At 53.4% G+C, this 12,969-nt stretch carries 10 protein-coding genes; 8 read left to right on the top strand and 2 right to left on the bottom strand.

Annotated features, from left to right (window positions below; all coding sequences use genetic code 11):
• Positions 1 to 8 precede the first annotated feature (8 nt).
• Positions 9 to 1,901: a hypothetical protein gene (locus B1757_RS13675; RefSeq protein WP_143484285.1), complete on the bottom strand. Its 1,893-nt coding sequence runs from the start codon at positions 1,899 to 1,901 to the stop codon at positions 9 to 11.
• An 89-nt stretch (positions 1,902 to 1,990) separates the two neighbouring features.
• Here B1757_RS13675 and B1757_RS13670 point away from each other — a divergent pair, with 89 nt between their 5' ends.
• The 4 genes from B1757_RS13670 to B1757_RS13655 all read left to right on the top strand — a co-directional run bounded on the left by B1757_RS13670 (position 1,991) and on the right by B1757_RS13655 (position 5,736).
• Positions 1,991 to 3,052, top strand: coding sequence for a ParA family protein (locus B1757_RS13670; protein WP_101538847.1), 1,062 nt, complete (start codon positions 1,991 to 1,993; stop codon positions 3,050 to 3,052).
• Positions 3,049 to 4,035: a ParB/RepB/Spo0J family partition protein gene (locus B1757_RS13665; RefSeq protein WP_101538846.1), complete on the top strand. Its 987-nt coding sequence runs from the start codon at positions 3,049 to 3,051 to the stop codon at positions 4,033 to 4,035. Before B1757_RS13670 ends, B1757_RS13665 begins: the two co-directional genes overlap by 4 nt.
• A 354-nt stretch (positions 4,036 to 4,389) precedes the next feature.
• Complete coding sequence (locus tag B1757_RS15225; RefSeq protein WP_143484284.1) at positions 4,390 to 4,674, top strand: hypothetical protein; 285 nt, start codon at positions 4,390 to 4,392, stop codon at positions 4,672 to 4,674.
• A gap of 138 nt (positions 4,675 to 4,812) precedes the next feature.
• Positions 4,813 to 5,736 (top strand): thioredoxin fold domain-containing protein, encoded by a 924-nt coding sequence (locus tag B1757_RS13655; RefSeq protein ID WP_253253871.1) that lies wholly within the window; start codon positions 4,813 to 4,815, stop codon positions 5,734 to 5,736.
• A gap of 78 nt (positions 5,737 to 5,814) precedes the next feature.
• Here B1757_RS13655 and B1757_RS13650 read toward each other — a convergent pair whose 3' ends face one another.
• Entirely contained in the window at positions 5,815 to 6,195 is a 381-nt protein-coding gene (locus B1757_RS13650) for a hypothetical protein (RefSeq protein ID WP_101538844.1), read from the bottom strand.
• A 297-nt stretch (positions 6,196 to 6,492) separates the two neighbouring features.
• Between B1757_RS13650 and B1757_RS13645 the strand changes: the two genes are divergently transcribed.
• From B1757_RS13645 to B1757_RS13630, 4 genes are read left to right on the top strand one after another with little or no spacing between them, the layout of a single operon-like run.
• Positions 6,493 to 7,323 (top strand): TnsA endonuclease C-terminal domain-containing protein, encoded by an 831-nt coding sequence (locus tag B1757_RS13645; RefSeq protein WP_101538843.1) that lies wholly within the window; start codon positions 6,493 to 6,495, stop codon positions 7,321 to 7,323.
• The gene (locus B1757_RS13640) at positions 7,320 to 9,488 is read left to right on the top strand and encodes a TnsB C-terminal domain-containing protein (protein WP_101538842.1); all 2,169 of its coding nucleotides are present in this window, start codon (positions 7,320 to 7,322) and stop codon (positions 9,486 to 9,488) included. Before B1757_RS13645 ends, B1757_RS13640 begins: the two co-directional genes overlap by 4 nt.
• Positions 9,469 to 11,127, top strand: coding sequence for an ATP-binding protein (locus B1757_RS13635; protein WP_101538841.1), 1,659 nt, complete (start codon positions 9,469 to 9,471; stop codon positions 11,125 to 11,127). Before B1757_RS13640 ends, B1757_RS13635 begins: the two co-directional genes overlap by 20 nt.
• Positions 11,128 to 11,138: 11 nt before the next feature.
• Positions 11,139 to 12,968 (top strand): TnsD family Tn7-like transposition protein, encoded by a 1,830-nt coding sequence (locus tag B1757_RS13630; protein WP_101538840.1) that lies wholly within the window; start codon positions 11,139 to 11,141, stop codon positions 12,966 to 12,968.
• Position 12,969 lies beyond the last annotated feature (1 nt).

The raw sequence follows: 12,969 nt of genomic DNA, 5'->3' as shown, positions 1-12,969 counted from the left end.
AAGTGAGCTTATTGTTCGCATACTAGCGGAATATTGGCAGACGTCCATACTGGTGTATATTGAAAATTATGATAATGAGTGTTAGGCGGACCCATGTCAGGATAACCAAACGGTGTTGCTCTGCTTGCAAACTTGACTCCATTAAAGTCCATGATCATTTCTGACAAATAATTACCACCGTTTCCATATGATATACTGACCGGAATATAAGCGGAATTACCATTGACTACCACTGGAATATTGGCAGACGTCCATACTGGTGTATATTGAAAATTATGATAATGAGTGTTAGGCGGACCCATGTCAGGATAACCAAACGGTGTTGCTCTGCTTGCAAACTTGACTCCATTAAAGTCCATGATCATTTCTGACAAATAATTACCACCGTTTCCATATGATATACTGACCGGCAACACCCACTGCCCCCCATTCTGTTGCTGCAATGGAGCCACATACACATAATCGCTGGATGGCAGAGGATTACCGCTTTGCCAGTCAACAATCTGCCCCTGGTCTGGCGCAATCGGGAAAACAATATTATTCTGCTCCTGAGACCAACTGGCGTTCACCGGTAATTTTGCTGTCTCAGAAAAATTAGCATCAATAGGCGATGCGCCGTTCTCATGAATCAAACCATCGGAAGTTAAAGCTAATCCTTTGACTGTGACCTGCCGAAGTGGCGTATATTCTCCGTCTGGCTCAACCGTATAGACAATACTAGATTCCTTGAGCAAATAACCGTATTGGCCGCTATTTGTCAGCGTTTTTTGTCCACACCCACCCATGTACATGCGGGAATTAACAGACATGGCGACCAAAGGTTGACCGCTAAGGTTTCGCTGCACGCTCACTTGTTGTCCGTAACGGATAATACCTATCGATGCATTATTCTGTTTCATAAGCGGCACGATCTGGTCTTTTACCCAATTTTCCACGCCCGCACTGTAATCCGTCCGCTGCTTATCCCCGTTCATCGTGACGGGTGCATCATAGTCGCCATTATCGTTGACCAGGTGCCAGATGCTGCCGCCGACCGACACCGCAGAAGCCGACATGGTGCTGCCGTTGAAAGAGGCCTTGAGCAGCTCCCATTGCGTATCGCCCGCGTCAGGTAGCACCCAGTTGGCAGGCAGGTAATACGCATTTTGCTTTTGCTGATAAATAGCATACAACATATAAATGGTATTGTTATTGACGTTGGTACCCAGATACTCATAGTGTCCATCGGGGTAAACAACCAGCGTGCCAAACACTTCTGACTTGGTGGGCGTGCCGCCGGAGGGATTGGCGATTTTTACATCCTGCACAAACGTAAAGATGCCCATGGAAACCCCCGCCCCCGAGGATTTCATCTGTGTGGCCATCGCCTTGGAAATAGAGGACAGATAATTCGATAAATAGGCGGAAACGGCGTTTTGGGCATCCGTAGAACTAGCAAAAGTGGCATCCAGCGAAGAGCTGTAGGGAACCAGGTTAAACAGGGATGGTTGCGATACTGGCGCACCGCTGACATTCTGGTTCTCGCCGCCGTTGTAGCTGGCGATGGGGCCGATCGTGGCGGATGCCTGCGTACTCGTTCCAGAGGCCGTTTCCGTGGCGACCAGGGCCTCCGAGTTGTTCTGCTGGATGATCGCGCCATGCGCCGACATACAGGCCAACCCCAAAGAGACCGCCATAGCACTCACAAAAGAGACCCTGAACCCAGCAGTATGAAGCGGATACGGACGCATATGCCACCTTAATAAAAAAAGCCATAATATAGTAGGCATAATAAGCAATAAATGCATCATAGACAATAGTTTAAGTAGAAATAATGATTTTTTGGCGTGGAATAATGGCAGAAATGCCAGTAAACAGGCTGTTTTTTGAATGATAAGTGGCAAAAATGTGGATACCATCAAGAGAAATCAGGAAATACATAAAATACTACAAACGCAAAAAAATAGTGTACAATACCCATCAGCATCACATTGCAATGCAGGAGAATATCATGGAGAACAGAAGCATCCGCTTCAAACGGAAGGTCCTGGCCGAATTGGGCGGTTTCGATTCGGCGGATGACAATCGGCTGCGAACCATCGTCAACCGCCTGAATTTGGGGGAGCCGGTACATCCACGCGCGAATGAATATACGGGTGCTGACGCGCGCGCCATTCGCGCAGAGCCGGGCACCCCGAATCCCTTACCCAATCTGCCCTCCCCGGAAATTATGGCCTGCTTTTTTACCAAGGGCGGGGTGGGTAAAACCACGATATGCGCTAACCTGGGCTTGGCCCTGGCTATGGCCGGGAATCGGGTACTGTTGATAGACAGCGATCCGCAAGCCTCCCTCAGCATGATGTTCGGTGTGGATATCGAAGCGGAAATCACTACGCTGGGCGACGTCGTGGACGAACTGATTCAGCACAACCGCTGGATGGATTTGAGTCAGGCCACCACGCATCCTATTGATGGCGTTGATCTCGACATCATTCCCTCAGACCCGCGCCTGGTCCGCACGGAAATGCTGATGATCCAGACCCCCTACCGGGAAAGGGTGATCGAGCGGATTTTTGAGCATAACAAGACGTTTTTGAGTGGGTATGATTTCATCCTCATCGACACCGGACCCTCCGTGACCGCATTAAGCTTTGCCCTGCTCGCCGCATCAGACCATGTGCTGGCGGTGGTCGAGCTGGCAGGTATGGCGATCAAGGCGATGAACAATCTTTTCAATGTCACCGCCGAACTGGAGCAAGGGACACAGCGACAGGTTCCGATCACGTTTGTACCTAACGGCCTGCACGGCGGCAAACACTACACGGCGCATACGCTGGAGGTTATCCGCAGCGCGGCAGAAGGGAAAAAGATGGTGCGAACCACCAACACAGTCATTCCGGAATATATAGGCCTCGCCCGCCACGCCAATCCCTCACAGCAAAGAACGCTGATGGAAATGGAGCCGGGATCCCCCGCCGCAAAGAAAATCATCGAACTCGCCAACGAAATCGAAATACTCTCGATGCGCGATAAAGGCGTACTCAACCCGGTACGCGGAGGCGAAAGCCAATGACAACACCACCACGCAAGTCCATGGGGATGATGTCCCCGGCCAAACCGATTGTAGACAAAGAGCAGGTCAGCAAGGATGTAGCCGCCTTACCCGTTTTTCCCTATGAAGGCGAGCGGTCACCAGCACGCACGACCAGCGATACCAACGACCAAGGCGTCGAACGGATAAAAGTCAGCGACATTATCGAAAACCCCTACAATCCCAGGACCAGCTATCTGGAAAAAGAAGTGCTGGCGATGGCCGAATCTTTGCGCAAAAACGGGCTGATGAACCCGCTGCATGTCGCGGCGCCTACCAGCACGGAAGAACACTACCTGCTGATCGCCGGGCACACGCGCCTGAAAGCCATCCGCTTATATCTCCAGGAAGATCCCCGCTTCGACACAGTACAAGTCATCGTTCACCGGCATATGAGCGCCAGGCAGATTGCGGTCATGGCCTTTGAGGAAAATGCTGCCAGAGCACAGCAAAGACCGGTGGATCTGGGGCTGTACTGGGCGAAACTGCTGGAGAAAGGCGTGTTTGCCACGGCAGCAGAAATCGCCGGCGCCCATGAAACCACCGAAACCAAGGTGTCCAGAATGCTCACATTCAGCAAATTAAATGGAGAAGCTCTGAAAATCATACTCGACAATCCCGATACATTTTCCCATTTTCATGCGATTTTTATATTGAATATCGAAAAGAAGCACGGGAAAGAAGCTGCAAAAGACTTTGCTGAACGCATTGCAAAAGAGAATTTGAGCGTAAGAGAGGCAGAAAAATTAGCCAAAAACCTAAAAATAGGGGATGATAAACGCCGAGGAATCGCGCCAGGCACGAGAGAGATCATCCGGTTCTCGGAGAGTGCGATAAAAGGCTCAGCCATCATCCGTGATGACGGTGAGTTCAAGCTGAACCTCTCCGGACTGACAAGCGAAGAACAGGCGATGCTGGTCAAGGGGTTGAAGGAGTTTTTGGGTGGCAAAAGGAAATCATTTTAACGGTAAAACAAAGGGTTGCGACGTAGCAAGTCGAGGGAAAACTACAGAAAGAAAATTGCGCGAACGAAAGCCAAGAAAATTGCTGACGACACTCTCTGTCGCCGGCATGATTTTCATCACTATTCCCACTGCATCGGCTGCCCAAACAAGCATTACACCATCAGCACTCTGGTCCAGCCTCAGCCGTTCGCTCCATATCACGACAGGGCCACAGAATTACAAACGGGTCATTTATGTTTTTTTCGACCCGAATTGCATCTATTGTCCGCGTTCTGGCAGGTCGCCGACCCCGTACAAAAAGCCTTGCACCTGGATATAAGGTGGGTCCCCGTAGCTTTTTTGAAAGCAAACAGCATGGCAAAGGATGCCGCCATACTGATGGCACCCAATTCGGCCCAGGCATTTGAGTATAACGAGACACACTTCCATCAAAGCGCTGAGGAAGGCGGCATCCAAGGAGAAGCCACAGCACCCACAGGGCTGATTCATGCCGTGCTGGCAAACAATGAAATGATGGAAACTGTACTAAAAAACCGTGGAACACCCACTATCGTCTATAAAATCGATGGTAAAATTAAGGTGCAGCGAGGACTTCCAAGCAGCCAAAGCGCCATTTACACCATACTCACAGGAAAATAGAACCGCGAACAAGCACTTGCTCTGCCGCAAGAATGTTTTTCACCAAAAGGTAGCCACTACTGTCACAGGAGAGAGAGGCATCGGGCCATAAAGGCTGAAGCTACCCCACTGCCCTGCAGTCGCCTCTAAAAAAAACGCATGAAGCAAAAGAAAATCTACGGTTTGGCAGCAACCCTCATGGTTGCGATCGGTATTCCCGTTTTGGGATACGCAGCGGTCAACGACCTACAGGCATCGAATGCCACCACGCTAAAACCGGGAACATCCGCACAAGAAGCGGAGGCCCAAAAGCTGGTAAACCAATTGACGCACGATAATGTCACCGTGCTAAAAACCTATCAGACGCCGAGCGGCATGATCGCCGTCGAGGGTGAAGGCAAGAATCTGGACCCCAAAGGCAAGCACCCCCGCACCCTGGTATGGATGACACCAGACGGGAAGGCCCTCATCCCTGTCCCGGCCCCGCTGATCTCTGCGAACCGGGTGAACTATACAGAGAAAGCCCTGATCGCCATGGGCATCATGCGCAAACCAGAACCAGCATCCAAAGTTGCACAGCAGATTGCGCATCAGGCCCGCACGTTTACCATCGGGAAAAGCGGCCCCGTGATCGACGCTTTCCTAGACCCGAATTGCATTTTTTGTCACAAATTTTATGAACACGCCATACCTGCTATCGACAAGGGCAAACTACGTATGCGCGTCACCCTGGTGGGCTTTCTGAAGCCCAGTAGCGCACCCAAGGCAACCGCCATTCTGGCCAGCAAAGACCCCGCGAAGGCTATGGCCTACAATGAACGGCATTTCAATGTCCCCGAAGAAGAAGGCGGCATTCACCCGCTCAATAAAAGCGACCCGCGCATCACCGCCACCGTCGGTGCCAACACGGCTATCCTTACCCACACAGGGGAAACCGCCACACCAACAATCCTGTTTTGCAAAAAAGACGGGGGCCTGGCTATGATTCACGGTGCGCCACGAAACCTGGACGGATTCATCCGTCACCTGAGCCAGAGTCGATACACCATCAATCCAGACGGGAACTGCTCCCCCACAAAATAACACCCAAAGCCCGCGCAAGGTGGGCTTTCAATCGCAATAAAAACAAAGACTTTCGACGTCGCAAGTTCGTGGCGCTCATCACCTGGAAGATGGGTGGTGCGATTCATAGGTCATGCGGGCATTTTTATAGATGTGGCGCCAATGACCATGGTAATAACGCACCGTATCACAAAGGTCATCCCCTACGCCGGGTCCATAGAAGTCCACCACACACGTTGAAGCCGGTATAAAACCTTGTCCATCTTCAGTCATCCAACCGTATTCTGTTTTACCGTGCAGCGTATAAACAATCTCCATCAATCCCTTTGGCCCGGGCATAAGCCGCCGCACCTTTGCGTGACCGTGTGAATAAGCCGAAACCAAAATGCGCGCAGCTTGCATGCCAGCCATACCTGCACCACTGGCGAAAGCTCCCACAGAAAAGAGCGCCACAGAGAAAAGCAAAATAAATCTCAACATAGAACACCTCGCGCGGCAATTACCACCAGAAAAGAGTACCACAAAAAAACCCCCAGACGCCGAAGCGCATGGGGGATATCGAGAGGAAAGTGTTTAGTGCAAGACAACGCGTCCATCCGTTATCGCCTGAACGTCATGCAAGAATTGTTAACGGACAAAAAAGTATCATCCCGGACAAAATAGTTTCATCCTGAACAAAAAAGTATCATCCTCGACAAAAAAGTATCATCCTGCATTTTCAGCTTTGGAGTGAAGGTGTATGCTGATCCACAGATCACCAGGTTGGGGATACCTACTATGGCTCGTTGGCGTTACGAGTTTGATGAAGGCAAAATCGCGCGCTTCCAGAAAGAAGGGCGAGGGCAAGGCCGCGGTACAAGTTACAAGCCGTGGCTGACCATACAGGATGTGGCCTCCCATGGCCGCTCACATCGAATTGCCGGAATCAAGACCGGCCGCGTACACCACTTCCTCTCCGACATTGAGCGAGATACTTTTTACCAGTTTGACTGGGCGGATACCGTTACGGACATCCGCGAGCAGTATCCCCTCGACCGTGAATACACCCGCCGTATTGCCGCGGATCTCGAGATAAGGCATCCGCGAGACGCCGCTACGGAAATAGTTATGACTACGGATTTTTTGGTCGATATCGCTTATGAAGGGAAGCTGAGGCAGTTGGCCCGTGCCGTCAAGCCCGCCAGCGAACTCGAGAAACCTCGCATCATCGATAAGTTGGAAATCGAACGGCGCTATTGGGTACAGCAGGGCGTGGACTGGGGAATCATCACTGAGCGAGATATCCCCGAAGCAATAGTCACCAACATTGCATGGCTACATCCCTATATTACACTTGACCAATTGACCGCGCCTTACGAAGGTTACTATCAAGAAAAGGCACGCCTGCTGTTGCGGGCACTCCCGTCCCATCCCGCAACCACCTTGAGGCAATTCTGTCTGGCCATGGACCAGCAACTTGCTATGCATGTGGGCGACAGTCTCCTGCTTATCCGTCACCTCTTGGCACGGAAGGCGATTTCCTGTCCCATGGATACGGCTATTACGGACACCTGGCCATTGCGTCAATTTCAGGTGCCCACGGATGAATCCAGGAGGGCCAGCGGATGAAGGATTTGTCTGTGAATCTTTTGCTGGAGTTTCCAGAGGAACACCGAGTTGAGCGTGTGCTCTGGATTGATCCAGGAATGCGGGGTCTATATGCCATCGACATTCGCGATGCCAATGCTCTGCCAGAATTCTACCAAGCGGAAGAAATAGAGAAGATGCGCGATGCCGGCGAGTGGCGTGTGGTTGAGAATGACCCATGGCTACTCGCACTGGCGGATGAAAACATATCAGAGGTCTACCGAGACAAACGCGACTCCGCTTGGGAGACGATTCGTCCGCTGATTTTTGATCAACCGGCCATTTTCGATGCCATTGCCCGTAGTGAAGCGGTTAAAAGAGGCATGGAAGAATCTGGAGTAACCAAGCAAACGATTTACCGTTTTTTGCGCCGGTATTGGCAGCGCGGCATGACACCCAACGCTCTACTGCCTGATTATGCGCGGTGTGGTGGGCTGGGCAAAGACAAGTCCGTTTCTGAAAAAAAACGCGGGCGCATTCCTGATCGAGATGATCTGGGCGTCAACGTGACGTCAGAGATGCGGCAGCTATTTCGTGCTGTTGCCACAAAGAAGTTCATCACCAATAGTCAGTTGGATTTTCGGGGTGCCTACGACGAGCTGATTGCCGATAATTTTTGCGAACGCGTCATCAACGAACACACCGGCCAGCAGGAACTGGTTCCGCAAAAAGATATTCCCAGCTTGCGGCAATTCCGCTACTGGTATGAGAAGGATAACGACGTCTTCCGTCTGGATCGTATACGCCGCACCCCCAGAGTATATGACAAGGATATGCGGGCAATCCTGGGATCCTCCACGGCCGAAACCGTTGGCCCGGCATCGCGTTATCAGATTGATGCCACCATCGCGGACGTATACCTGGTTTCCAGATACGACCGCACCATGATCGTGGGGCGACCCGTACTCTATATCTTGATAGACGTTTTCAGCAGAATGATTACGGGCGTATACGTGGGCCTGGAAGGTCCGTCCTGGGTCAGCGCGATGATGGCGCTGACGAACGCCGTAACGTCAAAAGTGGCCTATTGCCGTCAGTTCGGTGTTGATATTCAGGACGCGGATTGGCCGTGTCAGGCCATGCCCGACGTCTTGCTGGGCGATAAGGGAGAAATTGCGGGCAAGACCATAGAGACGCTCATCAAGAATTATCAGGTGCACGTCGAGAATGCCGCACCGTACCATGCGGACTGGAAAGGCATCGTGGAACAGCGGTTTCGTTTGCTTCCCGCGCGTTTCAAGGCCTTTACGCCGGGCTTTGTTGCTCCGGATTACCAAGAGCGCGGCGCCAGGGACTACCGCCTCGACGCGACTCTCGATATAGACCAGTTCACCCGCATCATTCTCTACTGCATCCTGTATTACAACAATCAGCACCCGCTCAGTGAATATGAAAAGTCACCGGATATGATCGCCGACCGGGTACCGGAAATTCCTTGCGAGTTGTGGGAGTGGGGTGTTGCCCATCGTAGTGGCAGCTTACGCGCATTCGCGCCGGAAAAAGTCCAGTTGAGCTTGATGCCGAGCGACGATGCGACCGTCACCGCTACAGGAATCCGCTATGCGACCTGCTTTTACACCTGTGAAAAAGCGATGGAAGAGCACTGGTTCGAACGCGCACGCCAAAAGGGACGCTGGAAAGTTCGAATCTCCTATGATCCTCGCCACATGGACGAGATTTATCTGCACGAAGACGTCAAGCGCGGGAAATTTATCCCCTGCACGCTCACAGAGAAAAGCCGTCATCATCGGGGTCGAATGCTATGGGAAATTCTTCAGGTAAATGGCGAAGAGAGGCGAAGCCAAAGGAATCATGAGCCGCAAGCCCTTCGTGGCCGCATCAACTTGAATGAAAAAATTAAGGGGATCGTGAATGAGGCGGAAGCCATGCGATCGGAAGCACCCCCACCCTCTGGCAGCGCGCGTCAGCGGATAGGAAACATCCGCGAAAATCGTAGCAAGGAGAGTCAGGAAAACAGAAAGCGGGAGGCTTTCAGGATGCTTCCTCCCGGTGAGGAAGCGCCGGGAACTGCGGCAGTCCTGCCTTTTCCCAAAACAAAAGAGACCGACGATTATCGTCTCCCCGGGATAGCGGATATTATGCGCGGGCAACGGGAGGATCAGGGCGATGACGACCACGGCGGATGAGGACCTCACGTTGCCCGAATATCGGGATAACCCCTTTATCGCGAAATTGCCGCCTCCCATGTCCACGCATGATGCCTTGCTGGCCATGGCGGCTCCACCCACCTTCAACGCGGCGGAGCGCGATTATCCCGCGCATCTGCGCGCCCATTGCATCTCGCGGCTTAAAGGCTATTTTGAGCCGCTGGAAACCCACCTCAGCCTGGAAGCAAAATTTGGCCTTCTGATCCGTCAAGGTTATCTGTGTCGCAACCCCACCACGGCTGACTATACCCGCCGCGTCCGGGAAGGCGCTACCCGGGTATTTGAAAAGGATCTCATGGCCGGCGGACGTTCTGTCCGGTCAACCGCGAGCAGTTTTGCGCTGATTGGATGTTCCGGCATTGGCAAAAGCTACGGCATGGCCAGAATATTGGAGTTATATCCGCAAAAAATTCACCATGCCGAGCCCCGCAGTCTCGACCAAGTGGTTTGGCTCAAGCTGGATAGTCCGCACAAAGGGTCGCCCAAGCAGCTTTGCATCAGCTTCTTTCGGAGCATGGATGACTTGTTGGGCACGCGTTATAGCGCGCAATTTGGGAGTAGCCGGCGATCTGTCGATGAGATGATGGTGCATATGGCGCATGTCGCGAACCTGCACGCATTGGGTGTGCTGATTGTCGATGAAATCCAGCACATTCGGGAAGCGCCAGGTACTGGGGCCGAAGCGCTGCTGAACTTCCTCGTGACCCTGGTGAATACCATTGGTATCCCGGTGATCCTCATCGGCACGATGGGCGCGCTGCCCCTGTTGCAGGGAGACTTCCGGCAGGCACGTCGCGCGAGCGGTCTGGGAAGTCTGGTTTGGGAGCGCATGGAGAACGAGCCGACCTGGAATTATTTTGTCGAGCGAATGTGGACCTACCAGTGGACGCGGGAGATATCGCCGCTCACCGACGAAGTCCGTCAGGTGTTATATGAAGAGAGCCAAGGGATTGTGGACGTGTTGATCAATCTCTTCATGATGGCGCAGCTGCGCGCCATTCAGCTCGGGGTTCTGAACCGTCGCCCTGAACGTATCGACGCTGGTCTGCTGCGACAGGTGGCTAGTGAGCACATGCGGCTTATCGCGCCCATGATCAATGCGTTGAAACGTGGGGATCGCGAGGCGATCGCACAATATGATGACATCCGCCCCATGCAGGACCAGGTTCTGCAGGTGTTCAGCGACGCGCTGAGTTGCATGCCAGGGCAACCTGTCCTCGCCACCCGCTCTCCGGTGGCTTCGGCCATGACCGAAAAGGCGGCAAGCACGAATCTGGATGTGCGCGGCATCCTTTTGCCTATTTTGGAACAGCTCGGGTTGGCTGGGGACATCGCGGAAATCCTGGTGGCGGAAGCCGAAACAGAGCATCCGGGCCTGTCTGCGCTAGATCTCGTGGGCATTATTACGGCTAAATTACGTGATCGCGTACCCGCCAATCCCTCTAAGAAACCGCGCAAGTCGACTACAAGCGCTACTAAAACCGCGAAAACACCACTTCCCGTGGATGCGCAGGACCTCCGGACGATCATCTCGGCCAAAAAAGAGGGCGTATCCGCTTACGATGCATTGCTTGCGGCGGGCGCCGTTAAACCGCCGATGGCCGATCTAGCGAGCTGAAAAAGCCACCCGTGTTGGCCTATTTCCCGGAAATTTATCCCGACGAACTGTTATACAGCGCGCTTGCGCGTTATCATCGCCACGTTTGTTCCAGAAGCCCGAAACACACCCTGTATGATCTCTTTGGTGAAACCGGGGTGCGGGCGACGGTGGGCTTGCAAAGCCATGTGGCGGCGTTGAGCCAAAGAATACCGGCCGATCGCGGACTCAGTCCGGAAAGACTGACCAGGGATTTCACCCTCTACCGTTATTACACGGCATTCGAGCCGAAGTCAGTGGGACAATCCGTACTGGCGTCATTAGTGGACGGCCCGGCGGATGCCGTGCATGTGCGTCTGGGTATTGCGGCGAGCGCGATTTCGGCTCCGGCATACTTACGGTATTGTCCCATCTGCCTTGGCGAGATGTTGAGCCGCTATGGAGAAGGATATTGGAGGCGCAGCCATCAACTCCCCGGCGTTCTGGTTTGTCCGGATCATGGCGCGGCCCTGGCGGACAGTGCGGTCTCTCAAGGTGCCGGCAACCAGCACGAATTCATCGCCGCGGATCAAAAGAACTGTTCGCCGGTGGCGGTACTCCCTTCTTGGGCGAGTAGCCCGCGCCAAGTGACGCTGTTGCAAGAGATCGCCAAGCGGAGCGCGGCGTTGCTCGATCATCCGCCAGTGCGCTCCCGCTTTCGTGATTGGGGTGCGTATTATCGGAGCGCAGTGATTGATCGCGGCTTCGGCAAAGGCAAGGAGAATGTCGCTCAGAACCTTCTCAGGGAAGCAATTTTAAGCCTGCTTGAACCAGTAATCGACCTTATCCCCGGTGGTCTCGGCGGCGATTGGCCTACGGCCATGGTACGGAAACACAGAAAGGCATTTCATCCGTTGCGGCATGTTCTATTCCAGATTTTTCTGGACAAACGGTCGCCGCAACGGCGGACGGCACTCCCCTTCGGCAAGGGACCGTGGCCCTGCTTCAATCGTCTGGCAGACCACTATGGGCAGAATGTGATCCACGAGATCGCTGTTCGCCATGATCAGGATCGGGTGATTGGTCGATTTTCCTGCGCCTGCGGATTTGTGTACAGTCGGGAGATGGGATCAAGGAGTTCGCCGCGCATTTTGGACTTTGGCCCCCTACTGGATGATCAAATCCGGCAGAAGGTGGCGGAGGGCCTGGGACTCAGGGCGGTAGCCAAATATCTTGCCATTGATCCAGGGACGGTGAGATTACACGCCTCCCGACGCGGGTTGAATGTGCCCTGGAAGCCCTTAGCCGTGCAACATTCCCGAACATCGGTGCCAGACCGGGATGCCATAAGAGCACGGTGGTTGGACATGCAGCAGAATTACGCTGATTTATCACGTCGGCGACTGGCACTCCTGCTACCCAAAGAACACTCATGGTTGTACCGCCATGACAGGGAGTGGCTGGAGCAACATTCACCAACGGCACTGCACAAGAAATGGTCTGATCAGCGTGTGGACTGGGAGACATTGGATCGTAGCATGGCGGCCCAACTTCGTAAGGCTGCGCGGGAAATCACTCGGGAGGTTCCGCCGCAACGCGTTACTCAGGCTGCTTTGGAGCGCAAGTTGGGGCGGCCACTCCGGATGTCAGAACGACAGGTAAAACTGCCTAAAAGTATCGGCGTGCTTGGCGAGGTCATGGAAACTACCGATGCGTTTCGGTTGCGTCGCATTGTCTGGGCTACTGCAGAATTGCATCGCCAGGCGTTGCCTGTGCGATCGTGGCGGGTACGCCGCTTAGCAGGGCTGCCTTTGATAGCTTCACCGAGCGTAGAAACCGCCTTGGCCGCCTTGGAAATAATGGCTGGATCCTCTGAGGTATAAA

The sequence above is a fragment of the Acidithiobacillus marinus genome, from assembly GCF_002847505.1.
GTDB classification, from domain to species: domain Bacteria; phylum Pseudomonadota; class Gammaproteobacteria; order Acidithiobacillales; family Acidithiobacillaceae; genus Acidithiobacillus; species Acidithiobacillus marinus.
This window is presented reverse-complemented; position numbering and strand designations above follow the sequence as displayed.

Coding starts and splice junctions, on each gene's coding strand:
- B1757_RS13670 (WP_101538847.1), top strand. CDS start 1,991: ATGGAGAACAGAAGCATCCGCTTCAAACGGAAGGTCCTGGCCGAATTG.
- B1757_RS13665 (WP_101538846.1), top strand. CDS start 3,049: ATGACAACACCACCACGCAAGTCCATGGGGATGATGTCCCCGGCCAAA.
- B1757_RS15225 (WP_143484284.1), top strand. CDS start 4,390: ATGGCAAAGGATGCCGCCATACTGATGGCACCCAATTCGGCCCAGGCA.
- B1757_RS13655 (WP_253253871.1), top strand. CDS start 4,813: ATGAAGCAAAAGAAAATCTACGGTTTGGCAGCAACCCTCATGGTTGCG.
- B1757_RS13650 (WP_101538844.1), bottom strand. CDS start 6,195: ATGTTGAGATTTATTTTGCTTTTCTCTGTGGCGCTCTTTTCTGTGGGA.
- B1757_RS13645 (WP_101538843.1), top strand. CDS start 6,493: ATGGCTCGTTGGCGTTACGAGTTTGATGAAGGCAAAATCGCGCGCTTC.
- B1757_RS13640 (WP_101538842.1), top strand. CDS start 7,320: ATGAAGGATTTGTCTGTGAATCTTTTGCTGGAGTTTCCAGAGGAACAC.
- B1757_RS13635 (WP_101538841.1), top strand. CDS start 9,469: ATGACGACCACGGCGGATGAGGACCTCACGTTGCCCGAATATCGGGAT.